The sequence below is a fragment of the Lacisediminihabitans sp. H27-G8 genome (assembly GCF_046156175.1).
Lineage (GTDB): Bacteria > Actinomycetota > Actinomycetes > Actinomycetales > Microbacteriaceae > Lacisediminihabitans.
Genome location: NZ_JAYLVL010000001.1, coordinates 38967 through 61219 on the forward strand (window position 1 = coordinate 38967; position 22253 = coordinate 61219).

Here is a 22253-nt window from a genome sequence, read left to right on the forward strand (position 1 = left end):
TCACGGCAAGCGCATAGCAAACCACCAGAAGCTGTAGTCATGTCAGCAAACACCACCACCCGACGCCCCGTTCCCTCGGGCTCGTCGCGGGTGGCGGTGCCCGATCGGCGCAAGCAATACCGACGTCGCGCGCGCATCGCCGACGTGCTCGTCACCGCCCTCTGGGCATCCGGCGCTGCTGCCGCCGCCCTCTTCCTCGCCACCGGCGGGGCCGCCAAATTCGGCTCCGCTGCGGATGCCATCACGAGCCTCGGAATCGTCACTGGCCTCATCGGCACCGACTTCGTGCTCGTGATGATCGTGCTCGCGGCCCGCATCCCCGTCATCGACCGCACCGTCGGTCACGACCGGGCGATCGCCGTGCACCGTTTGCTCGGAAAGCCCGCTCTCTACCTGCTGCTCGCCCACGGAGTGCTCCTCCTGGTCGGCTACGGGATGAGCTCCGGCTTCAACCCGATCGCCGAGATCGGGCCGATGCTCGCCATCCCGGACATGCCGCTCGCCTTCATCGGCCTCGGTCTGCTCATCGCCGTCGTCATCACCTCGCTCGTGGCCGTGCGTCGCAAATTCAGCTACGAGGGCTGGCACATCGTGCACCTGCTCAGCTACGTCGCGGTGCTCGTCGCAGTGCCGCACCAGTTGAGCGTCGGCGGCATCCTCGCGGCCGGCAGCGTCGAGCGGGTCTACTGGATCGCGCTCTACGTGCTCGCCTTCGGATCGATCGCCACCTATCGCTTCGCCGAGCCGGTGATCTCGACCTTCCGTCATCGCCTTCAGGTCTCCCGGGTGGAGAACGTGGCACCGGGAGTGGTGTCGATCCACTTCTCCGGTCGCAACCTCCGATCGCTCGAGTCGGCCGGCGGCCAGTTCTTCGTCTGGCGCTTCTGGACCGGACGCACCTGGTGGCATTCGCATCCGATCTCCCTCTCGTCGGTTCCGACCGACACGAGCGCTCGCATCACCGTGCGTGACCTCGGCACCGGCAGCAGCGCCATCAGTTCGGTGCGGCCCGGAACCCGGGTCTCGTTCGAGGGCCCCTACGGCATGTTCACGGATGCCGGACGCACCGCTCCCAAGCTGGCGATCGTCGTCGCGGGAATCGGCATCACCCCGGTGCGGGCATTCCTCGAAGACTCGAAGGTGCGGCCGGGTGAGACCACGATCCTGCTGCGGGCGTCCACCCAGGACGAGACCTATCTCTGGAACGAGATCTCCGAGCTCGCCGCCAAGAAGGGCGCCCGCCTCTACACGATGGTGGGTAAGCGAGCACGATCCGGACCGGGGTGGATGCCCCAGGCCGATGCCTCGCGCGGCGTCACGCTGAAGAGCGTGTTTCCCGACCTGGCCAACTCCGACCTCTATATCTGCGGCCCGACGGCGTGGCTCGACCTGGTCGAGAACGATGCGCGACGTGCCGGAATCCCCGAGCATCAGCTCCACACAGAAAGGTTCGACTGGTGAGAACACGCGCAACACTCAGCGGCATCTTCGCCTCCGTCGCCATCCTCGTCGTCGGCTGGCAAGCCGGCACCGCCGCGGTGACCGCCGCGGCAGGCGGCACCGCCGTCAGCACGAGCACAGGTTCGAGCGCGGGAGCGAGCACCGGTACGACGCCGGCGCCGGCGGCCTCGGCCGCTCCGACCGCGACCGCCCCGACCGCCGCCGCGCCAGCCGCCACAGCGAAGAGCGGGACGTTCACCGGATCCGATGTCCGTACGCAGTTCGGCAACGTGCAGGTGAAGGTGGTGGTGGCGAACGGCAAGATCACCGACGTCACGCCGCTGCACCTCACCGATAACGGCGGGCGTTCCGTGCAGATCAGCAACTATGCGGCCCCGATCCTCCGGTCCGAAGTGCTCAGCTCCCAGTCCTCGCAGGTCTCCACGGTCGGTGGCGCCACCTATACCAGCGACGCGTACCTCACGTCGCTGCAGTCCGCGCTCGACCAGGCCGGGATCTGAGTTCGTGCCTTCACACGTCTTCGAGACGATGGGTACGGTTGTGTCCTTCGCCATCGCCGACGCACCCGGTGTCGCTGATGCAGTGACGGCCGTCGAGCACCACTTCGGTGCCTTCGACGCGCGCTTCAGCCTCTACTCTGCGGACTCCGAACTCTCCCGTGTCGCGAGCGGGCAGCTGGCACTGACCGCCTCGAGCGATGAGCTGAGGTCGACCTATGCCTCCGCCCTTCGTTGGCGGGACGACACCGGAGGCGCATTCACCCCCCATCGCCCCGATGGCGTCATCGACCTCAACGGCACGGTGAAGGCCCTGGCGATGCAGGCGGCGGCGGACGAACTGCTCGACCGGGGATGTACAGACTGGTGCCTGAATGCGGGCGGCGATGTGCTCTGCGCGGGCAATCAACCGGACGGCTCGCCCTGGCGGGTCGGGGTGGTCGATCCCGCGGACCGCGGTGCTCTCCTCTTCAGCATCCCGGTGGACGGCACCCGCCACGCCGTCGCCACCTCCGGAAGCGCGGAACGCGGCGATCACATCTGGACAGCCACCGCGATCGACCGGAGCTACCTCCAGGCGACGGTCGTGGCTGATGACATCGAGACGGCGGACGTGCTCGCCACCGCGATCATCGCTGGCGGACCGGACGCCCTCGCCTCGTTCGTCGAGCGCTGGTCGATCGATGTGCTCACCGTCGCGCGGGACGGATCGCTCGCCGCAACACCGGGCCTCACCGCTGCTCTCGAACGGCCGTAGCCGGGGATTTCCTGATACTGAGGTGCCTCACTGATTGAGCAGCTAGATAACTAAGTGAGAACAGCTAGTATGACCAGTGCGCCTTGGGCGGCGCCGCTGGAGGCCGTTCGGGATGGCCTCCAGCATCCCCCTCAGTCCAGGTCTTTCCAGCTCAGCTCAGCTCAGCTCACCCCGAAGTGATGTCTGCTCAGAGGCCGTACTCGAATTCGAAGGCAGCGTCCGCCTCGAGGGCGGAGACTCCGCCAGAGCTGCTGGGCGAGTCCTGGTCGCTGAGTAGGTCATCCCACTCGCTCCACTCGACCCCGATGCTGTGCGTCTCGGTGAGCCCGATCTCCCGGTGCTCACGGATCAAGGCACGCGCCATGGTCTGGGCGCGCCGGGCGGCACGGAGATCCCCCTCGGCTGCCGCGATGATCGAGCCCTTCATCAGGATGTGCCAGGAGCGTGCGAACTCGTCCGGCTCGGGCAGTTCCATCTCCTCGGCGAGGGCCGTCACGATCTGGCGACTCTGCCCGAGGTACTCGATGCAGGCCTTGCCGAGCGGATGCTTCGCACCCATCTCGAGCATGACGCTGATGAACGAGCACGCCTCGAAGTCCTCGCGATGAAACCATTCGTCGAACACGTCGAAGATGGCGAGAAGTCGTTCCTCGGCTGTGTTTCCGCGCGCACGCGCTCCGGCTTCGACGGTGCCGACGGTCCAGTCACGGGCATGACGAGCGAGGAACTCGGCGGCGGCCTCATCCCGGGAGGCGTAGACCGAGGCGAGCTCGTCTGAGTCGACACCGGCGGCGCGCTCGATGTCATGCAGGCTGACATCCCGCACTCCCCGACGGATGAACAGAGGGTAGGCCGCATCGCTGAGGCGTTCTCGCAGTGATGTGCTGAGCGCCACGTCTCTCGCATCCAGCGCGAGTCCAACGGGCCGCCTCAGGGTCGCGGCGGTATTGTCCTCTGACGAAAACATCGGGTTCCTTTCGATCGCCGCGAGCCGGCGGCGCGTTTCATGTCTCAAAGTACAAGCCATTCAGCGTATGAAATACTAGACCTTGACAAAAGTACACATCGAGTAGTTCCCGGGAGTATCCGGATCCGACGACTCGATAGACAGGGGTTCTCATGTACAAGCAGTTCGGGGCCGCCCATACACTCGACGGCTTTCCCGCCGCCGCGCTCGTCTTTCTTCGAGCGCTCGACAGCAACCGCCACCGCATCTCGCGTGAGGCTGGCGTGACCGGCAGTGAGCTTCGTGCCCTGTCCCGGGTGGCCGAGGCCGGGAGCATGACCCCGAAAGAGCTCGCTGAGTCGATGGAGATGACCACCGGCGCCGTCACGGCGATCTCAACCCGGCTCGTCGAGGCGCAACTGATGCGCCGGGTCGATCATCCGAGCGATCGTCGCAGCCTGTTCCTCGAGCTCACCCCCGCCGCGGACGAACTCATGAAACAGCACTACCGTGTGTTCGAAAGCTCGATCGGAATCGCCACCGAAGGCCTCAACGAAGAAGACCTCCGTGCCTGTTCTGCGCTGCTCCTGGCGGTTTCGGAGCAACTCGCCTCCATCGAGACCGCGGCCCCCTAGCCGAGAGTCTCCCGGAAACGGCCCGATGCACCGCGGCAGTCGGGGGCCTTTAGTCCCGGGACACAGCTGTCACCCTCGGCATCCTGAGTACACGCACCCGCCGCCCAGGCGGATGCCCGCTGCGGGAGGATCGTCCGGCAATGCCCGAGAGAATCATCCTTGCCATCGACGGCGGGATCGCGAGTGCGGTGGCCCTCGAGTGGGCGCTCGCCCGAGCGTCGACCACCGCAGTGGACGTGCGGCTGATCACGATCGACGAGTCCGGCGCCTCCATCAAGGATTCGCTCAAACAACTCCAGGCGGCACAGGCCCTCGGGAGGGCCGCGGCCCGCTTTTCGGCGGTGGCCCCGCGAGGAAAGGTCGAGATGGCGATGCTCCGGGGAGATGCCGTCGACCGGCTCGCTCGCGAATCGAAGAACGCCGATCTCATCGTCATCGGATCTCACCCCGTCGGACGGCTTGCCGGGCTGCTCAGCGACACCGTGCCACTGGCGATCGCAGCGCGGAGCGCGTGCCCCGTGATCATCGTGCCGTTCGGCTGGCGCCCCTCGACCGGTCCGGTGGTGGTCGGAGTCGATGAACCCACTTCCGGGAGAGCCCAGGAGTTCGCCGCCGCTGAGGCCGAACGTCTCGGCCGCGAACTCCTGATGGTGCGGGCGTGGGAGCTACCGCCGATGGTGACCCCTCAACTGCTGGGCGTAGGCACCGTCGAGCAGGCGATCCACGAAGCGAATGCCGAACTGCTCGCCTCCGCTGCATCCACCGTGGCGAGCCGTCACGGGACACTCTCGCTGCGTGAGAAACTCAGCTATGCGACCCCGTCCCTGGCGCTCCAGGGCGGTGCTCAGATGATGGAACTCGTCGTGGTCGGCACTCATCATCGTCACGGGCTGGCAGAGTGGATGCTGGGCTCGGTCGGTCATGAACTGGTGATGCACCTGCAGTGCCCGATCGCGATCGTGCCCCCTGCTGTGCTCCCGGCCGTCGCCTGAATCCGCTTCGACATCACCTCCGAAAGGTCACCATGGACACCCTGTTCAATGTTCTCCACGTCGTCTCCGCCGTCTTCATCATCGGTCCGATGGCGATTCTGCCGATGACTGCCATGCGTGCGGCCCGCGCCGGGAACGGCACGCAGGTGCAGTCTTTAGCCCGCGCGACATCCATCTTCACGCTGCTGTCGCTCATCGTGTTCGTGTTCGGTTTCGCCGTGCTGGGGATGAGCGATCCGAAGGATCACTTCAGCTTCGCGTCGGGCTGGATCATCGGCTCGATAGTGCTGTACGTGCTCGCCCTCGGGATCAACCTGTTCGTCACCGTTCCGGCGATGAAACGAGTCGCCGCCGGCGTCACAGAGGCGAGGGGCTCGGACGGCGCAGTCGCTTCCGGTCGTCCCGCCGGCTACGGTGCGATCGCCGGTGGCTCCGGCCTCGCGAGCCTGTTGCTGGTCGCCGTGGTGGTGCTCATGGTCTGGAAGCCCTAGGACCGTCTCCTGCCGCACCCCGCGGCCGGCCGGCAACGGGGAGCTACCGGACTCAGGCCGCGCGAAGGCCCCGGCGCAGGATGTGGCGAACGGCGGACCTCCAGGTCTCGAACCGCTCCCGCTCCCCGTTCTCGTCGTCGACGACCGCGAACCCCGCATCCTCGCTGACGAACTCCCCCACGAGCGATCCGGAGGATTCGAGAAGGGACCAGCTCCCGCCATCCTGCACGGCGATGGCGTGGCGCAGGTTGCCGCTCCAGAAGGTGACCGGGGGCTCCCCGAGGGCGGGAAGCTCGCTGATCTCGCTCAACTGGGCTTGGTGTGAATAGCGCATGGAATTCCTCCGCCGGTGCGACAAGTGGTGTGCGCGATTCGTGCGCTGCTCACCAGCCAACTCTCTGCGGACGTCGCCGTCAAAGGGCTTGCGCACAGGGCCGGGACGTGCAGGGGATGTCACCCCACTGGAGAGGGGTACGAATGCTAGAGAGTGGCAACCGCATTCTCGCGGTACGACGCGCTCACCATGATCGGCATGTGGTCGGATGCCCCGCGCTGAAGAGTTTCGACGTTGTCGATGCCCAGGCCAACGGAGGTCGCGAAGTCGAAGTGACCGCGGAAGAACTTGTACCGCGTGTAGGTGCGGCGATCGCTGAGGGACAGGTCGTAGCCCGATTCATTCACCTTCTGGGTGAGTGAATTAGTGAACAGCGGGTAGTTGTAGTCGCCGACCATCAGGGTGGGAAGGCCGTGTCCGAGGGTGAGCAGCAGCTCGTGAGCCGCGCGAATCTGCTCCCGGCGCAGCGAATTGCGCGCGGTGAGCGGAGCAGCGTGGAACGAGGCCACAACGAGCTGACGATCGGTCTCGTGGTCGACCAACCGCGTGCCGATCAGTCTTTCGTGCGCGGGCTTCAGCACCATGTCGTGCAGGGACTTCTTGAGGGAGAAGGCCTGGGTCTCGAGCGCGCTGAAGCGGTCGGTGCGGAAATAGACCGCGAGGCCGAGCCTGTTGCGTTTGGTGGAATCCGCAAGATGGAGATGTCCGACATCCGCGGGCAGGTCTGTGGTGTCGCATTCCTGCAGGCACAGAACATCCGGGTTGAACTTCTGCACGAGCTCCACGAGCTCGCCGCTCGCGTGATTCTTGCGCAGGTTGTAACTGATGACTCTGATCACTGGGATCCCGCTCGACTCGCCCATCGGGCACACCGGACGGAGGCCACCGCAAAAGCCTACGGTGGCCCGCGGCATCCGCACGACATTCATCGCCTGTGAGAAGGCTGGATCGGGCTCTCTCGTGCGACGGCAATTCCGCGATGGGGGCTAGCAATCGCCCTCGCCCTGTCTATCGTTGGAGTGCGACAGTGTCGACGCGGTCGTAGAAGGAGAATGCCTATGAGCGGCCCACCGACCGATCACGCGAAAGCCGATGCGGTCTACGGCGACGGCGAGATGCCCGCCGACGCAGACCTCGTGGCTCCCGGCGCAGAACAGGGAGACAGCGCTCACGGCAATGACGACGACACCACCCCATCCCACAGGACAGCGGAGGAAGAATGACTGACAACGCAGGAGACGCTCGCGACGAACGCGAGCCGGACGGCAAGTTCACCGACGAAGAGTTCAAGGACGGATCGCACACCTCGGATCGCTCGGAGGCATCCGAACACGAGGGCGAGTACACCGATTCGGAACTCTCTGAGACCGAAAAGGACCGCACCGAACGTCACGACTGACTCGGCAGCAGCAGAGTCGAACAGAGGGTGCCCCGACCAACCGCCGGGGCACCTTTCCTGTTGGGGCTTCTGGTCAGGGCCGAAGGGCTGCTGTCGGCTGCCCGTGGGGCTCCACGAGGGTGATGAACGCGCTCAGCTGGGCCAGCGCCGTGATGCTGGTGGGCAGCGCTTCGGTGATCCCGGGCGAATAGACCAGCCAGGCCGCCCACTGGGCTCGCGAGATCGCGACATTCAGCCTGTTGGCCAGAAGCAGGAACTCGAGCCCGCGCGGCACATCGGCAGCAGAGGACGCCGCGAGCGAGACGATCGCGACGGCCGCCTCCCTGCCCTGGAATCGGTCGACGGTACCCACCGCCACCGCCTCGAACCCCGCCGCGTCGAGGGTTTCGCGCAACAGTTCGACGTGCGCGTTGTACGGCGCAACCACGATGACGTCGTCCGGCCTGAGCGGTGCGGTGGTACCGGCCGAGGTCCAGGCGCGGCCCACCAGGTCCCGCACGATCGCGAGCACGGCGGCCGCCTCCTCCGGAGAAGATGTCGAATTGTCGTGCGCGATGACCGGCACCGGATGCAACCCGGGCTCGACGCCGGCGAGACTTCGGTCTGAGGGATGCGAGTGAAGACGGCCCTCATAGGACAGCCTCGAGACGGGCGCACAGACGGCCGGATGCATGCGGTGACTCACGTCGAGGAAGAAGCCGAACTCGGGCGGCAGCACGTCGTGCCCGTCGCTCAACCACCCCAGGGCCGAGACATCCACCGGCTCCGGATGCGTGCCCTGGCTCACCTGCGGCAGCTGCTGCGGGTCGCCGAGCAACAGTAGTCGTGTGGCGCTGACGGACGCCGCGATCGTGGCGGCGAGGGAGTACTGCCCGGCCTCGTCGATCACCAAGAGGTCGAGAGATTCGCGGGGGACGCGCCCCTCGTTGCTGAACAGCCAGGCGGTGCCGCCGAGGACGAAGCCCGGTTGTGCGGTGAAGTCGCCGAGCGATCGGTCGGTCAGGGGCGTCCAGACGGTCCGCTCTGACTCACCACCCGGTCGCGGCTTCTTGCCGACGAGAGAGGGCTCGAGCCCGGCGGCGACCACCGCGCTGAGCATGTTCTCCACCGTGGCATGGGACTGTGCGACCACGCCGATGCGCCAGCCGTGGTTCTGCACCAGGTCGGCCACGACCCGCGCGCCGTTCCAGGTCTTTCCGGTGCCGGGTGGCCCCTGTACCGCGAGGTAGGAGTGATCGAGACCGAGAAGGGAATCCCGCATCCGTTCGGCGATCGTGCCGCCCGTGTCGGTGACGGCGTCGCCAAGGCCGCGAGGAGGAATACGGCGCAGGATGTCGAGGGCCGCGTTCGGAATCGTCTCCGGATAGGCATCGAGCACGGCACGACCCCACTCGGAGATCGCGGTGACCTGCGTGCCAGGATTCGGCGGCGAGCCGGGAGTGAGCGCGAGCGGCACCTCGTCGTAGGGCGGAGCTCCGGATGCCAGCCTTTCGGTCAGTAGCAGAGAGCCGTCATCCGCTGTGACGACGGCGGAGCGACAGTGGGCGACCCGGGCGGCGGGATCGCGACCGGCAGCGATCGGCGGGAACGGCGGGTCGTAGACCACCCACGGGGCATCCGCTGCGCCGAAGGAGCTTCCGGGGGCGGCGGTGCCGGTGAGCCGAAGCACGCGGGATTGGTTTCGGGCACGCCCTTCGATCCCCCAGCGACGCACGATCTCCGCACCCTCCACGACGAAGACATTGCGCGTGTCGGCCCACTCCTCGACCGGTGCGACGAGTCGGGCGAAGTGGTCCCACCAGAAACTCTTGCCTTCGCGGCGATGGTAGTCGATGGCGGCGGAGGCGAGTGCGAGTGCCGTCTGATCGGCCGTGCGCTCCCCCGGGGGAAACTCCGCGACTATGGCGGCGAGCTCGACGTAGACCGGATCTGGCTCAGGAAGAGCCACGTCGAGCACGAGCTCGTCCCGGCTCGCCGGGGACACCGCGTTCTCCGCCGCCCGTTCGAGCAGCCAGTCGCGCAGGGCGAGGGTCGAGACGCAGTCGTACTCGTTGTAGCTCGCGATCTCCGCGAGAACGCGCGCCGCCTCATCCGCATCGCCGGCATCGAGAAGGTCGCGCGAGCGCACGTACTCGGTGATCGAATCTGCGGCATTGGCGACGCCGGTGCGGGCGCGCGAACCCATGTACAGCGGTTCCAGCTTCTTGAGCGAGTAGCTGCGGCTTCCCACCCGCAGCGACTGCTTCACTATCGGGTAGAGGTCGACGAGAACGCCGTTTCGCAGAAGGTCGTCGACGGCCTCCTCGCCGACACCGTGCCGCGCCGCGATCCCCAGCAGGTGCGTGCGTTCATAGGACGCGTAGTGATAGATGTGCATCGCCGGATGCGTGCGCCGACGCTCCCCCACGTAGTCGAGGAAGTCGAGCAGAGCCTTCTTCTCCCCGGCCAGGTCATGGGCCCAGAACGACCGGAACGTCTCATCTTTCTCGACGAGCCCGAAGAGGTAGTCGAGCCCCCATTCGGTGCCCTCCTGGTGCAGCGGGTCGCCCTCGAAGTCGAAGAAGATGTCCCCGGGGTCCGAAACGGGAATGGCGGCGAGGGCGCTGGGAGCGACGACCCGCCAGGCCAGCCCAGGCGAGAGCTGGACGACGGCCTGCTCGCGGAGGGCGGCGAGCGTCGCGTCGGAGAGCCCGGGCACGGGCCCGGTCGCGCCGGCGAGCAGCTCGATGGTGTCGATCCCCGATTCGATCAATCGGGCACGCTGGGTGACGCGGAGGCCCGCCACGAGCAGGAGATCCCGGTGCAGTTGCACCTGCTCCTCGCAGACCGCGCAGCGCCCGCAGGCGACGTACCGGGGGTCGCCCCACTCCGTCGCCGCGGTGTCGGCCAGCCGCTCGTCGACCAACTGTTCGAGTCGCGCGCGTCGAAGCCGGTACACCGGCAGTATGTCGGCGAGACAGTGTTCGCTCACGCTGTCGTCGCCGAGGATCAGCGAGACCCGATCGGCGGTCGGGATACCGAGCCGCTGGAGTTGCTCACCATAGGCCGCGAGCTGCAAGAGCGCGGTGATCTTGGCGTGCCGGGCCAGCTTGGTGTCGTACACCTCGTAAGCGCCAGAGGAATTGCGGATGATGAAGTCCGCGTAGCCGAGAAACCGTCCGTCGAAGAAAGCGGCCTGGTACACCGCGGGAGCCCCGGCCTCGAAGGCTGCGGTGGTGAGCTCGACCACCTCGGCCGGATCCGTCGGGCTTTCTGGCCGGGGGATCTCCACCACCGGCGTCTCTGTTCGGAGGCGCTCGAGCAAACGCTCCTCGTGCCGGTCGCCGAGGCGCGCGGCCCGCTCGAGCATGTCGTCGGTCGTCGCGGGGGGCGGCGCGATGCGCCCGAGGCGAGCATCGAGCTTGCGCAGCACCGCCCATTCACAGCCGGCTGCCGCAGTGAGGTCGGAGGCCGAATAGACGACGGTGCCGTCATCGAGCAGGAACATTCCGTATCCTCCGGATCAGCATGGGGTCACCCTGAGGTGACCGGGTCGGAACTGCACCAGTGTGCCTCACCCCGGTGACAGCAACGCGCGCACGATCGCGATTTCCCGATCGAGCAACCAGAGTCGCCGACGCTCGATCACATCGCCGACGCCCTCCTGCCACATGCGTGCCCAGCCTCCGCCTGACTCGGCGCGCAGCCTCATCCGATGCCAGCTCAGGGCGGCGCGATCGGCCGCGAAACGGGCAATCATTCGGCGCTCGGAGGCGGTCCAGTCCGAGGCATCCGCGAATATCCTCAAGCGCGCGAGCTGATCGAGACCGAGGGATGACGCGGGGAGGTCGACCGGGTCGCGGAGCGGCACCCAGTGCATCGCCGTGTTCACCGAATCGATGAACCGGGTGCTCGGTCCGGCGAGATCGAAGTCGACGAGTCCGACCGCGCGACCGTCGCGAACCACGACATTCTGCGGGGTCACATCCAGGTGGGTCACCAACTCGAACGGATCCTGCGCGATCTCCCGGGGTGGAAACGGCTCGGCGACCGGCTCGAATCCGGCAGAGGCGCGGTGAAGGGCGGTGACGAGCAGGGCAACTGATTCGAGCAGCGCATCCGTGAGCACCCAGGGCTCGAGCGCCGCCGCGGCCACGTTCCCGGGGATGAAGCTCAGCGTGTCCCGTCCTTCGGAATCGAGTCCCAGAAAACGGGGACTCGCAGGGAGGCCGTCGATGGTGAACCCCACAGACGCGAGGTGATCGAGGTAGGTCGCAACGGCCCAAGACTGCTTCTGGTGAGGCCGGCGCACGGTCTCTCCGATACGGATGACCCCGACCGTGACATCGCCGGCGGGCAGCTCGACGACCTCGCCCCGGCCATTGTCGAGGTACTTTCTCGCCCTCACCGCGCCGTTTGGAACCATCACGATGCAACCTACCAGTGGCCCGGCGACACGGCGCAGAACCCCGCGTACTGGGGTACATCGGAGCCTAGATCGCCGGGACCCCCGCTTGTAAAATCAGAGTCTGCCCAGTCCAGGCGGGTCTACCCGGGGGAATCATCGTGTCACTCACTCTGCAATCGGATACCGAGGCGCAGCCCGCTGCGCCGTCTCGAAGAAGCGCGCTTCACGGAGTGGGGCCGGTGCCCGCCGAGCCGAGAGAAGACACGGTCGCTTCGGCGACATCCGAGATCGCCCCCGGATGGTACGCCGATCCCATGGGCGCGCCCCTGTCACGCTGGTGGGATGGCACCGCGTGGACGGCGGAATTGAGTGCCGAAGCTCCCACAGAACCCGGTAGTGCCGAATCGACCAGAACCGGCGAATCGATGACTGCTGAAGTCGTCAGTGTGCCCGCTACCGCGGAACCGGCGGCCGTGGTCCCGACCGCGATGCCCGGGACCCCTTCCGCCGCGCCGGCGGATGCCCCCGCTGCGCCCCTCAGCCGCCGACAGCTCCGCGAGCTCGTCGGACCTCTCACCACAGGCCCGGTTCCGACCGATGCCGCGGAGGCCGGCGCCGTTCAGGCGCACGCCGCGGATGTCGCCGTCGCCGGTGATCCCGGACCCGCTCCAGAAGCTACACCCCTGTTGTTCGCGGCATTCGCCGCAGGAGTCCCCACCGAATCTGCCGCGCCCTCGCCCTTCGAGGCGCTCTTCTCTCCGTCCCCCGCCGAGCGGGAATCGGCGGAGTCGGCGCCGTTCGACGCGACCGCCTTCCTCGGGACCACTCCCGTGTCCGATTCCTCGGTCGCGCGCCCCTGGATCGCGGCCGCTGCGCCCCTGGTGCCCGCGGCATCCGTCCCCGCTGCCGTGGCTGTCCAGCCCACTCCGACGATGCGCGCCGAGGCGCCCGCTGCGGGCGTGGCCGAATCGGCCACGCCGTCGTTCTCCGCCGCGCCCCTGGGGTTCCTTCTCCCGCCAGACCCCTTCGCCACCGCCGCTGCAACGGGTGAGGCGGAGCCCGTCGTCTTGGCTCCCACGTTCGTAGCGCCTGTGGCGCTGGTCATCGTGCCGACTCTCGCCAAGCCGACGCGGTCGAACACGGCGGCCGTCTGGCTCTTCGTACTTCTGCCCATCCTCCACGTCGCCCTTGTCTGGTGCGTGCTCGTCTGGCTGGATCTCGGGGGTGACCTTCTGGTGCGCTATACGGTGCTCGCCGCACCGTTGCTCCTGTATCTGGTCTTCGCCTTCGCTGATCGTCGCGTGCTCCGCTCGCGCGGCTTCGAACGCCCGGCCTCCGTCGTCCTCGCTCTCATCCCTCCCGTCTACCTCCTGGTGCGGGCCATCCGTGTGGGGGCTGCGGGAGTAGTGCCCCTTCTCCTCTGGCTGCTGCTCCAGACCGCGGCGTATTCTTTCGTGCTCCTTCAGTTTCCGGCGGTATTCGCGCTTGCGCCACTCACCCCAGCCGCCGACTCCGCGCCGGTAGCGGTCGTCAGCGGTCCGATCACCGATGCCCAGCGCGCCGCAGAGCTGACCCCGACGGGTATGGCCGCCGAGCTCACCCGGCAGACCCTGGCGAAGAACCTCACGTTCTCCTCGATCAGCTGCCCGACGATCCCGGTCACCCTCGACGGAACCGCCGTCACCTGTGTCGGCACCCTCGATTCGGTGAAGATGAATCTCAATGTGGTCATCGACTCCACCCTGCCGAATTCCGCCTTCGCTCTCGTGAGCGAAGCGCCGGCCAGCTGAGCGTGCCCGAAAGAGGTGCGGGGTGGTGAACCGTCGTGGATGACGACGGACTCGTGGTCGCTCCGCCGGGGTGGTTCGCTGATCCGGTCGGACTGAGCGACCTGCGCTGGTGGAGCGGTGCGGAGTGGACGGCACACGTGGCGCCGAGCCCCGCGATGCATCCCGCGGATATTCCGCGCCCCGGCACGGTGCTCGGGAACGTCGCCCTGACGAACGGGTCGTCGCCGGTACCTCCTCCCGGGTCGTTCGTTCCCGCCCAGCCCGTGACACCGCCCGTTTCTCTCTTCGCGGAGACCCCAGCCGAACAGAGGCGGTCCGCCAGCCCTCCGGCGACTACCGCGGCGACCACCGGTCCAATCCGCTGGAACACCGGCGGGGCTTGGGCGCTCAGCGCCACCCCGCTGGTTGGAGTGATCAGCGGTGTCGGGGCGCTGTTCGCGGGCAACGTCGTGCCCGGGGCGTGGTTGTGGTCCCTTCCGATCGCCCTGTTGCCTCTTCTGTGGACGATCGGCGCGGCCACCCGGGATCGCGTCGCTCTCGAGGCCTTCGGCTACAACCGCCTGCCCAGTCGGTGGTGGTTGCTTCTCGGCCCGCTCCCCTACCTCATCGCTCGCACCGTGTTCGTTCGACGGCAATCCGGCCGCGGATCCGCCCCGCTCTGGTGGTACGTCGCAGTCTCGCTGGTTCTCACCGCGCTGGTCATCGCCGTGGGGTTCCTGGTCTTCGCGCGAATTTCTGCCGCCCTTCCTACCGGGTGACGGCTCCACGCCGCTGACAGCTCCACGCCGCTGACAGCTCCACACCGGTGACCGGTGCCTCGATCAGACGAAGCGGATGCCGGCCTGCAGCCGCGTGCGCACGTCGAAGAGCTCGTTGCCCCCGATCAGTCGCGCGCCTGGTACTCCGTCGCGCAGAAGCGCCGGGAGCATCGACTGGCGCGCGATCACCGTCGTGGCGCCGCGGATGGTGCCGAGCACGGTGAAGGACTCGTCGAGGGCATCGTCCGGAAGCACGATGAGCAGGGCGGTGAACTTCACCCGAGTCGCCCGGGACACGATCTTGGCGCGCACACCGAGGTCGTGCATCGGTCGTGCCTCACCGAGCGGCTTGCCCAGGAGTTCGCCCCGGCGACTCTTCACCGGCTCACCGTAGTCTTCGGAAAGTATCGCGAACAGTCCGGTCGGGCCGAGCACGACGTGGTCGATCTTCTCTTCGGGAGCCCCGGTGCTCACGTCATGCCACGCGGTGAAGCCGATGCCGAGCGCGGCAAGGGTGCGGGCGGTGGCTTCCTCGGCGAGGGCATCCGCGAGCAGATGGCGGAGGTCCATGGGCGCCGATCTCACCAGGGCGGGGTCGTAGGGGTCGTCCAGCGGCTCCCCGCGGCCGACCCATTCGCGCATCAGCACCAGGTAGCGTTCCCGCCTCCACCCGCCCGGATGTCCGTAGGAGCGCGCCCGTGGGCGCGTGTCGGCCTGTTTCGGCCTCGCCCGCGGAGCCCAGGTGAACGGAGTCTCGTCGCTGGTGGCGGGACGTCCGCGATCATAGGCCGCCCGGTCATCCGGGTCGCCGACGCGCTCCCAGGCGACCTGCACGGCAGTGAAGCGCGCGGCGTCTCCCCCGGTGTCGGGATGCGTCTCCCGCATCAGACGGCGATAGGCGCGGCGCAGGTCGTCCTGGCTTGCCGTCGAACTCACGCCGAGCACCTCGTAGGGGGTGGCGGAGATCGGGCTGTCGGGCATGACGCGCTTTCGGTGGGGATGTTCGTGTGGGGCGGTGGAACGCATATCAGGTGCGCACCACCTCACGACGATAGCGAAAGCTGGCTGGGATCGGCGTGAAGAGACCCTTTGCGAGCGCTGGGCGCGCGCCTGCGGCGTTGACGCGGACGAATCCCTCAACCCATTCCCAGCTTCGCGCCAAGGGAATACCCGGCTGAGGCCGATAGGTTGCTCAGTTATGACCCTCAGCGACAGCGCCCTTGGAACTATCCCCCTCACCACGATCGATGGGAGCACGACCAGCCTGTCCGATCTTGGAGACAAGGTCTATCTCGTGGTGAACGTCGCGTCGCGATGCGGGCTCGCCCCCCAGTACGAGAAACTCGAGGATCTTCAGAAGACCTACGGCGAACGGGGATTCAGCGTGCTCGGCTTTCCGAGCAACCAGTTTTTGCAGGAGCTCAGTACCGAGGATGCGATCAAGGAATATTGCTCCACCACGTGGGGAGTGACCTTTCCCATGTTCGAGAAGACCCGCGTGAACGGCAAGAATGCGCACCCGCTGTACGCCGAGTTGACGAAGAGTTCAGACTCGGCCGGCAAGGCCGGCAAGGTGAAGTGGAACTTCGAGAAGTTCGTGATCACCCGCGACGGTGAAGTCCACCGCTTCCGCCCGACGACGGAACCGGATGCCCCGGAGATCGTGAATCTCATCGAGGCATCCCTCCCCACCGCCTAGTCGCACGCGAGCCGGCCGTACCGATACCGCGGGCCGTACCGATACCGCGGGCCGTGTCGAGGACCCGGGTAACCGCAAGTGGATTTCTCACGAATGATCGCCGGCGTCTCTTGCAGCCGCGGCATCTCTCTCCTCCGCGGCGGAATCCCAGCGAAAATCGTCCGCGGCGAACCAGCGCACCCCACGGCTGTGGCTGACGAGGGTGGCCCGCACGGGTAGTCCCGCTCCGGCGAAGCCCTCGCCGAGGGCGCGCGCCCACGCCTTGTCAGCGGAGCTGAACTGAGGGCCGGCATACCGTTCGAGCACGACGATCACCGACCGGGCGTCGAGGTGTTCGACCCCCTGGGCGATGGTGTCGGCCAGCCGAGATGTCGCAGCATCCGGAAGCAGTGGCGGGTCGGCGACCGGAATGATCAGGGGCAACTGCACATCCTCGCCGTCCAGGAACAGGAACCAGACTTGTCTTTGGCAAGCGCGGCCGACGAGGTCGGATACCCGGCTATGGATGAGCTCATCGCTCGTGAGGGGCTGTGTGACAGTGTCTTCATAGTGGGGTTTCATCGCCTCAGGATGATCCCGTGCTGGCTCCGAAGGCACGCGCCCCGGGGATCGGGGGAGCGCTGAGGCGACTCTCCGGGAGTGGAGGAGGAGTGCCGCCTCTCCTCCCCATCGCCGATCACGCCCCGAATCCGCAACGGTATCGGGGGCCGAGCGCCCCTCTGTCGCCCGGGCCTGTCAAGCTGGCTCGATGACCGACAGCCGCGCTCCCGCCCTCGCCATCCTGCGCACCCTCGTGGGTCGCGATGATGCCGTGTTCCACGAGGGCCAGTTCGAAGCGATAGAGACGCTTGTGGACCGCCGTCGTCGAGCCCTCGTCGTGCAGCGCACCGGCTGGGGCAAATCCGCGGTGTATTTCGTGGCGACCCTGCTCCTACGGCAGCGGGGTGCCGGTCCGACCATTCTGATCTCCCCTCTCCTCGCCCTGATGCGCGACCAGGTCGCAGCGGCGGCTCGCGCTGGGGTGCGAGCGGTCGCCATCAATTCTGCGAACGCGCACGAATGGGCGGAGGTGCTCGAGCGCTTGCGGTCCGACGAGGTGGATGTGTTGCTCGTCTCCCCCGAGCGGCTCAACAATCCCTCCTTCCGCGACGAGCAACTCCCCACGCTGATTGCCCGTGCCGGGCTTCTGGTGGTCGACGAGGCACACTGCATCTCGGACTGGGGGCACGACTTCCGACCCGACTACCGCCGGTTGCGCGATCTCATCGCTCAGCTCCCGGCAGGAATCCCCGTGCTCGCGACCACGGCGACGGCCAACAGCCGGGTGGTGGCGGATGTCGCGGAGCAGCTCGGCGACACCGCCGGGCCGGCCGACTCGGAGGTATCCACCATCCGGGGACCGCTAGCCCGGGCCTCCCTGCGCCTCGGCGTGCTGAGACTTCCGGATTCGAAAGCCCGGCTGGCCTGGGTGCTGAGCCACCTCTCACAACTTCCCGGAAGTGGCATCATCTATGCCCTCACCGTCTCGGCGGCGGAGGACACGGCCCGTCTGCTTCGCGAGGCCGGCCACGAAGTGCATGCCTACACCGGTCGCACCGACACGGCCGAGCGGGAGCAGCTCGAGCGGCGCCTCAAGTCGAACGAAGTCAAGGCTCTGGTCGCTACCAGCGCGCTCGGAATGGGCTTCGACAAACCCGACCTCGGGTTCGTCCTGCACCTCGGCGCTCCGTCCTCGCCGGTTGCCTACTACCAGCAGGTCGGCCGGGCGGGTCGCGCGACCGAGAACGCCGACGTTCTTCTTCTGCCCGGTACGGAAGATGAGGCGATCTGGAACTATTTCGCCACCTCCTCAATGCCCGTCGAGCACAAGGCCCTCGCGGTCATCGATGCTCTCGGCAGCTCGCCTCTGTCGACAGCGGCGATCGAGTCGCGGGTGGATCTTCGGCGCACCCCCCTCGAATTGCTGCTCAAGGTACTCGATGTCGATGGTGCGGTGCGTCGGGTCTCCGGAGGCTGGGTGGCCACCGGTGCCCGCTGGACCTACGATTCCGAGCGCTACGAGCGAATCGCCGCAGCGCGGGCGGCGGAACAGCAGTCGATGCTGGACTACGAGACAACACCCGGATGCCGCATGGAGTTCCTGCAGCGTGCCCTCGATGACGATACGGCGGTGCCCTGTGGACGATGCGACCGCTGCGCCGGCGCCTGGTACCCCACCGGGATCGAACCGGATGCTGTCGCGGCCGCCTCGGCTTCGCTCGACCGGGTGGGTGTCGTGCTCGAACCCCGAGCCCAGTGGCCCGGCGGCATGGACCGGCTCGGCATCACGGTTCGCGGCAACATTGCGGTTTCGGAGCGCAACGAGCCGGGGCGGGCGCTGGCCAGACTCACCGACCTCGGCTGGGGCGGAGCGCTCAGGGACCTGTTCGCCCCGGCGACGCCCGACGCCCGAGCGAGCCCGGCGCTGGTCGCGGCTTGCGTGCGAGTACTCGCCGACTGGGGGTGGGAGGAACGCCCGCTTGCCGTCGTCAGCATGCCCTCCCGCCACCGTCCCTTGCTCATCGCTTCTGTGGCGGAGGCTCTCGCCGCAGCGGGAAAGTTGCCATACCTCGGTGCGCTCGAACTGACCGGCGGCGGACCTTCGGGAGATCCGGGAGGCAACAGCGCCTATCGACTCGCGGGAGTCTGGGAGAGGTTCTCCCCCGCGAAACTCGCCCTTCCCGCGGGACCGGTGCTTCTGGTCGACGACCTGGCGGACAGTCGGTGGACGATCACGGTGGCCGGTCGCGAACTGCGGCGGGCCGGCGCCGCGTCCGTGCTGCCCTTTGTGCTCGCCCTGCGCGCGTGAGCGGCGGGGCAGAACTGGCTTTCGGGGCTCGGCCGCACAGCTCGCCCGCACAGCTCGGCCGCACAGCTCGCCCGCAGAACTCTGCTGCAGAACTCAGCTGCAGCACTCGATCTCAGCATCCGGGAGAAACGCTCGGGGTGTAGCGCCATGAGTGCGCCAGCAGCGGCATTAGGGTGGCGATCATGATCATCGTGACGACTAACGACATCGCCGGCTACCGCATCGACGCCATCTACGGCGAGGTGATGGGGCTCACCGTGCGGTCCCGCGACATCGGCGCGAGCTTCACGGCGAGCCTGCGTTCGATCGCGGGCGGTGAGCTTCCCGAGATGACGCGGATGCTCTACGAAAGCCGCCAGGAGGTCATGCGGCGGATGATCGCAGAGGCGGAAGCGAAGGGCGCCAATGCGATCGTCGCGATGCGTTTCGATACCTCCGATCTCGGCACCAACTGGACAGAGGTCTGCGCCTACGGCAGTGCGGTGATCGTCTCTCCGATCGCCGCGGGCGAGCCCGGATCGACCCTGCAGTCCGCCCCGCTCGCCGTCTGAGGCCGGCCGGAGCGCGGGTCACCCGCGCGAAACTAGGGACTTTCGTACTACTGCACGTCATGACGGTCGAGTACGGTGCCACACAGGCTGCAGCACGCGCAGCCCGACTGAAGTGGAGCCCAGATGACCGACACGATCAGCACCGTCGATACGGCGAACACCACCGCGGCGAACACGCCCGGCGACACCGAGCACGGCACCGGGGGCACCTCCTTCTGGCCGTCCAAGAACATCACCCCCCTCGATCCGCACACGCTCGCCCAGATCGACGGCTGGTGGCGGGCCGCGAACTACCTGTCGATCGGCCAGATCTACCTGCTCGACAACCCCCTGCTTCGCACCCCCCTGGCGCTGGAGAACATCAAACCCCGCCTTCTGGGCCACTGGGGCACGACCCCGGGGCTCAACTTCATCTATGCGCATCTCAACCGGATCATCCGGGAACGCGAACAGAAGACCCTCTACATCACCGGCCCCGGTCACGGCGGTCCGGGCATGGTGGCCAACAGCTACCTGGAAGGCACCTATTCGGAGTTGTACTCCTCGATCCGAGAGGACGCTGAGGGCATCCGTCGGTTGTTCCGGCAGTTCTCGTTCCCCGGTGGCATCCCGAGCCACGCGGCACCGAACGTGCCCGGATCGATCAATGAGGGCGGAGAACTCGGCTATTCGCTCTCGCACGCCTACGGTGCGGCCTTCGACAACCCCGACCTTCTCGTCGCGTGTGTGATCGGTGACGGCGAAGCCGAGACGGGTCCGCTCGCGACCGCCTGGCACTCCAATAAGTTCATCGACCCGCTTCAGGATGGCGTGGTGCTTCCGATCCTGCACCTCAACGGCTACAAGATCGCGAACCCCACCATCCTCGCCCGCATCCCGGAGGAGCAGCTGCTCGACCTCATGCGCGGCTACGGCCACAAGCCGTACATCGTCTCCGGGGGCTTCGACGGCGAAGACCCCCTGCGCGTGCACGAGCGAATGGCGGAGACCCTCGACGAGGTGCTCAACGAGATCGCGCGCATCAAAAAGGCGGCAGCGGAGGGCGAGCTCGAGGGCACCGCCGTCTGGCCGATGATCATCCTTCGCACGCCGAAGGGCTGGACCTGCCCGGCGGAGATCGACGGCAAGCCCGTGGAGAACACCTGGCGAGCCCACCAGGTGCCCCTTGCGAACGCCCGCGACACCGAGGAACACACCCGCATCCTCGAGAACTGGATGCTGAAGTACAAGCCTGCCGAGCTGTTCGACGAATCCGGTCGCCTGGTCGACTGGATCGCGGAGCTCGCGCCAAAGGGCGACCTGCGGATGTCTGCGACCCCCTTTGCGAACGGCGGTCGACTGCGTCGCGACCTCGAGCTTCCCGACTTCCGGGAGTCGGCAGTCGAGGTCGGAGAGCCGGGAAGCGTCGCGATTGAAGCGACGAAGGTGCTCGGTGGGTGGCTCGCCGGAGTGATCCGCGCGAACCCAACCAACTTCCGCATCTTCGGACCGGACGAGACGGCGTCCAACCGCCTGCAAGACGTCTACGAAGCCACCGACAAGCAATGGGACAGCGCGATCTGGCCGGTCGATGAGCACCTCGCGCGCGCCGGGCGAGTGATGGAGATGCTGAGTGAACACCAGTGCGAGGGATGGCTCGAGGGCTACCTGCTCACCGGAAGGCACGGCATGTTCAACTGCTACGAGGCATTCATCCACATCATCGATTCGATGTTCAGCCAGCACGCCAAGTGGCTGCAGGAGTCGAAGAAGCTCGAGTGGCGTCTCCCGATCTCCTCGCTCAACTACCTGCTGTCGAGCCACGTATGGCGCCAGGACCACAACGGGTTCAGCCACCAGGACCCGGGGTTCATCGACCATGTGGTGAACAAGAAGGCGAGCATCGTGCGGGTGTATTTCCCGGTCGATGCGAACACCCTGCTGTCCACCTACGATCACTGCCTGCGCTCCGTCGACTACGTGAATGTGGTCGTCGCCGGAAAGCAGCCGAGCCCGCAGTGGCTGAGCATGCCAGACGCGATCGCGCACTGCACCCGCGGAGTCGGCATCTGGGACTGGGCCGGCACAGAGGTCGAGGGAGAGGAGCCCGATGTTGTGCTCGCGTGCGCCGGCGATGTGCCGACCCTCGAGACGATGGCGGCGGCATCCATCTTGCGCGAGCGACTGCCGGAGCTCAAGGTGCGGGTCGTCAACGTGATCGACCTCATGCGCCTCCAGGACGAATCGGAGCATCCACACGGCCTTGCGAGCCGCGAGTTCGACGCGATCTTCACGACCGATAAGCCCGTCGTGTTCGCGTACCACGGCTATCCGACCTTGATCCATCGGCTCACCTACCGCCGCAGCGGGCACTCCAACATCCACGTGCGCGGTTTCAACGAAGAGGGCGGAACGACCACGCCATTCGACATGGCGATGCTGAACAGCCTCGACCGCTATCACCTCGTGATGGACGTGATCGATCGCGTTCCCGGTCTCGCCGCCCGTTCTGCGGTCCTTCGTCAGGACATGCAGGACTCCCGCCAGCGCGCCCGGGCGTACACCCGAGAGCAGGGCGAGGACATCCCGGAGGTCGCCGACTGGACCTGGAACGGATCCGGGGTCGGCGCGATCTCCGCCTCCGAAACGGGCGGGGACAACAGCTGAGGATCAGCAGGAAGGTCACGATTCGGGCACGTGCCCCAACGGGGTAGACCGACGCGTACAGT

At 67.1% G+C, this 22253-nt stretch carries 21 protein-coding genes; 14 read left to right on the forward strand and 7 right to left on the reverse strand.

Translation table 11 applies throughout. From position 1 onward, the window contains the following. Nucleotides 1-39: 39 nt before the first annotated feature. The 3 genes from VLI63_RS00180 to VLI63_RS00190 are packed head-to-tail and all read left to right on the forward strand — an operon-like array spanning nt 40 to nt 2715. On the forward strand, nt 40-1461 hold the full coding sequence (locus VLI63_RS00180) for a ferric reductase-like transmembrane domain-containing protein (RefSeq protein ID WP_409154907.1): 1422 nt from the start codon (nt 40-42) through the stop codon (nt 1459-1461). Further along, nucleotides 1458-1961 carry an FMN-binding protein gene (locus VLI63_RS00185; RefSeq protein WP_409154908.1) on the forward strand — a complete coding sequence of 168 codons (504 nt, stop codon included), beginning with the start codon at nt 1458-1460 and terminating at the stop codon, nt 1959-1961. The genes VLI63_RS00180 and VLI63_RS00185 overlap by 4 nt, the downstream gene beginning before the upstream one ends. 4 nt (nt 1962-1965) lie before the next feature. Then, a complete protein-coding gene (locus VLI63_RS00190) occupies nt 1966-2715 on the forward strand; it encodes an FAD:protein FMN transferase (RefSeq protein ID WP_409154909.1) in 750 nt (249 codons plus the stop codon). A gap of 187 nt (nt 2716-2902) precedes the next feature. Here VLI63_RS00190 and VLI63_RS00195 read toward each other — a convergent pair whose 3' ends face one another. Then, a complete protein-coding gene (locus tag VLI63_RS00195) occupies nt 2903-3682 on the reverse strand; it encodes a TetR/AcrR family transcriptional regulator (protein ID WP_409154910.1) in 780 nt (259 codons plus the stop codon). 152 nt (nt 3683-3834) lie between these two features. Between VLI63_RS00195 and VLI63_RS00200 the strand changes: the two genes are divergently transcribed. The 3 genes from VLI63_RS00200 (at nt 3835) to VLI63_RS00210 (ending at nt 5779) form a co-directional block, all read left to right on the forward strand. Beyond that, a complete protein-coding gene (locus VLI63_RS00200) occupies nt 3835-4296 on the forward strand; it encodes a MarR family winged helix-turn-helix transcriptional regulator (protein WP_409154911.1) in 462 nt (153 codons plus the stop codon). Between the two features lie 140 nt (nt 4297-4436). Continuing rightward, entirely contained in the window at nt 4437-5288 is an 852-nt protein-coding gene (locus VLI63_RS00205) for a universal stress protein (RefSeq protein WP_409154912.1), read from the forward strand. Between the two features lie 32 nt (nt 5289-5320). After that, on the forward strand, nt 5321-5779 hold the full coding sequence (locus VLI63_RS00210) for a DUF2269 family protein (protein WP_409154913.1): 459 nt from the start codon (nt 5321-5323) through the stop codon (nt 5777-5779). 52 nt (nt 5780-5831) lie between these two features. Here VLI63_RS00210 and VLI63_RS00215 read toward each other — a convergent pair whose 3' ends face one another. Then, the gene (locus VLI63_RS00215; protein ID WP_354575552.1) at nt 5832-6113 is read right to left on the reverse strand and encodes a hypothetical protein; all 282 of its coding nucleotides are present in this window, start codon (nt 6111-6113) and stop codon (nt 5832-5834) included. 146 nt (nt 6114-6259) lie between these two features. Beyond that, the gene (locus VLI63_RS00220; RefSeq protein WP_409155748.1) at nt 6260-6949 is read right to left on the reverse strand and encodes an endonuclease/exonuclease/phosphatase family protein; all 690 of its coding nucleotides are present in this window, start codon (nt 6947-6949) and stop codon (nt 6260-6262) included. A gap of 222 nt (nt 6950-7171) precedes the next feature. Here VLI63_RS00220 and VLI63_RS00225 point away from each other — a divergent pair, with 222 nt between their 5' ends. Beyond that, on the forward strand, nt 7172-7336 hold the full coding sequence (locus VLI63_RS00225) for a hypothetical protein (protein ID WP_409154914.1): 165 nt from the start codon (nt 7172-7174) through the stop codon (nt 7334-7336). After that, nucleotides 7333-7512 (forward strand): hypothetical protein, encoded by a 180-nt coding sequence (locus VLI63_RS00230; protein WP_409154915.1) that lies wholly within the window; start codon nt 7333-7335, stop codon nt 7510-7512. Before VLI63_RS00225 ends, VLI63_RS00230 begins: the two co-directional genes overlap by 4 nt. A gap of 73 nt (nt 7513-7585) precedes the next feature. Here VLI63_RS00230 and VLI63_RS00235 read toward each other — a convergent pair whose 3' ends face one another. Beyond that, nucleotides 7586-10999, reverse strand: a complete 3414-nt coding sequence (locus VLI63_RS00235) for a TM0106 family RecB-like putative nuclease (RefSeq protein ID WP_409154916.1) — start codon at nt 10997-10999, stop codon at nt 7586-7588. Between the two features lie 66 nt (nt 11000-11065). After that, nucleotides 11066-11917 (reverse strand): phosphotransferase, encoded by an 852-nt coding sequence (locus VLI63_RS00240; RefSeq protein WP_409155749.1) that lies wholly within the window; start codon nt 11915-11917, stop codon nt 11066-11068. Nucleotides 11918-12324: 407 nt separating this feature from the next. On the opposite strand from VLI63_RS00240, the gene VLI63_RS00245 reads away from it, so the two are divergent. Together VLI63_RS00245 and VLI63_RS00250 are read left to right on the forward strand one after the other, a co-directional pair. Next, nucleotides 12325-13689 (forward strand): hypothetical protein, encoded by a 1365-nt coding sequence (locus tag VLI63_RS00245; protein WP_409155774.1) that lies wholly within the window; start codon nt 12325-12327, stop codon nt 13687-13689. A 35-nt stretch (nt 13690-13724) separates the two neighbouring features. Beyond that, the gene (locus VLI63_RS00250; RefSeq protein ID WP_409154917.1) at nt 13725-14447 is read left to right on the forward strand and encodes a DUF2510 domain-containing protein; all 723 of its coding nucleotides are present in this window, start codon (nt 13725-13727) and stop codon (nt 14445-14447) included. Nucleotides 14448-14510: 63 nt separating this feature from the next. Here VLI63_RS00250 and VLI63_RS00255 read toward each other — a convergent pair whose 3' ends face one another. Next, nucleotides 14511-15428 carry a J domain-containing protein gene (locus tag VLI63_RS00255; protein WP_409154918.1) on the reverse strand — a complete coding sequence of 306 codons (918 nt, stop codon included), beginning with the start codon at nt 15426-15428 and terminating at the stop codon, nt 14511-14513. A gap of 217 nt (nt 15429-15645) precedes the next feature. Between VLI63_RS00255 and VLI63_RS00260 the strand changes: the two genes are divergently transcribed. After that, nucleotides 15646-16146 carry a glutathione peroxidase gene (locus VLI63_RS00260; RefSeq protein ID WP_409154919.1) on the forward strand — a complete coding sequence of 167 codons (501 nt, stop codon included), beginning with the start codon at nt 15646-15648 and terminating at the stop codon, nt 16144-16146. An 87-nt stretch (nt 16147-16233) separates the two neighbouring features. On the opposite strand, the gene VLI63_RS00265 is transcribed toward VLI63_RS00260, so the two are convergent. Continuing rightward, nucleotides 16234-16707, reverse strand: coding sequence for a hypothetical protein (locus tag VLI63_RS00265; protein WP_409154920.1), 474 nt, complete (start codon nt 16705-16707; stop codon nt 16234-16236). Nucleotides 16708-16894: 187 nt separating this feature from the next. On the opposite strand from VLI63_RS00265, the gene VLI63_RS00270 reads away from it, so the two are divergent. The 3 genes from VLI63_RS00270 (at nt 16895) to VLI63_RS00280 (ending at nt 22191) form a co-directional block, all read left to right on the forward strand. Next, complete coding sequence (locus tag VLI63_RS00270; protein WP_409154921.1) at nt 16895-18994, forward strand: RecQ family ATP-dependent DNA helicase; 2100 nt, start codon at nt 16895-16897, stop codon at nt 18992-18994. Between the two features lie 182 nt (nt 18995-19176). Continuing rightward, the gene (locus VLI63_RS00275) at nt 19177-19545 is read left to right on the forward strand and encodes a YbjQ family protein (RefSeq protein ID WP_354575543.1); all 369 of its coding nucleotides are present in this window, start codon (nt 19177-19179) and stop codon (nt 19543-19545) included. Between the two features lie 123 nt (nt 19546-19668). After that, nucleotides 19669-22191, forward strand: a complete 2523-nt coding sequence (locus tag VLI63_RS00280; protein WP_409154922.1) for a phosphoketolase — start codon at nt 19669-19671, stop codon at nt 22189-22191. Nucleotides 22192-22253 lie beyond the last annotated feature (62 nt).

Coding starts and splice junctions, on each gene's coding strand:
- VLI63_RS00180 (WP_409154907.1), top strand. CDS start 40: ATGTCAGCAAACACCACCACCCGACGCCCCGTTCCCTCGGGCTCGTCG.
- VLI63_RS00195 (WP_409154910.1), bottom strand. CDS start 3,682: ATGTTTTCGTCAGAGGACAATACCGCCGCGACCCTGAGGCGGCCCGTT.
- VLI63_RS00200 (WP_409154911.1), top strand. CDS start 3,835: ATGTACAAGCAGTTCGGGGCCGCCCATACACTCGACGGCTTTCCCGCC.
- VLI63_RS00205 (WP_409154912.1), top strand. CDS start 4,437: ATGCCCGAGAGAATCATCCTTGCCATCGACGGCGGGATCGCGAGTGCG.
- VLI63_RS00210 (WP_409154913.1), top strand. CDS start 5,321: ATGGACACCCTGTTCAATGTTCTCCACGTCGTCTCCGCCGTCTTCATC.
- VLI63_RS00215 (WP_354575552.1), bottom strand. CDS start 6,113: ATGCGCTATTCACACCAAGCCCAGTTGAGCGAGATCAGCGAGCTTCCC.
- VLI63_RS00225 (WP_409154914.1), top strand. CDS start 7,172: ATGAGCGGCCCACCGACCGATCACGCGAAAGCCGATGCGGTCTACGGC.
- VLI63_RS00230 (WP_409154915.1), top strand. CDS start 7,333: ATGACTGACAACGCAGGAGACGCTCGCGACGAACGCGAGCCGGACGGC.
- VLI63_RS00235 (WP_409154916.1), bottom strand. CDS start 10,999: ATGTTCCTGCTCGATGACGGCACCGTCGTCTATTCGGCCTCCGACCTC.
- VLI63_RS00240 (WP_409155749.1), bottom strand. CDS start 11,917: ATGGTTCCAAACGGCGCGGTGAGGGCGAGAAAGTACCTCGACAATGGC.
- VLI63_RS00245 (WP_409155774.1), top strand. CDS start 12,325: ATGACTGCTGAAGTCGTCAGTGTGCCCGCTACCGCGGAACCGGCGGCC.
- VLI63_RS00255 (WP_409154918.1), bottom strand. CDS start 15,428: ATGCCCGACAGCCCGATCTCCGCCACCCCCTACGAGGTGCTCGGCGTG.
- VLI63_RS00260 (WP_409154919.1), top strand. CDS start 15,646: ATGACCCTCAGCGACAGCGCCCTTGGAACTATCCCCCTCACCACGATC.
- VLI63_RS00265 (WP_409154920.1), bottom strand. CDS start 16,707: ATGAAACCCCACTATGAAGACACTGTCACACAGCCCCTCACGAGCGAT.
- VLI63_RS00270 (WP_409154921.1), top strand. CDS start 16,895: ATGACCGACAGCCGCGCTCCCGCCCTCGCCATCCTGCGCACCCTCGTG.
- VLI63_RS00275 (WP_354575543.1), top strand. CDS start 19,177: ATGATCATCGTGACGACTAACGACATCGCCGGCTACCGCATCGACGCC.
- VLI63_RS00280 (WP_409154922.1), top strand. CDS start 19,669: ATGACCGACACGATCAGCACCGTCGATACGGCGAACACCACCGCGGCG.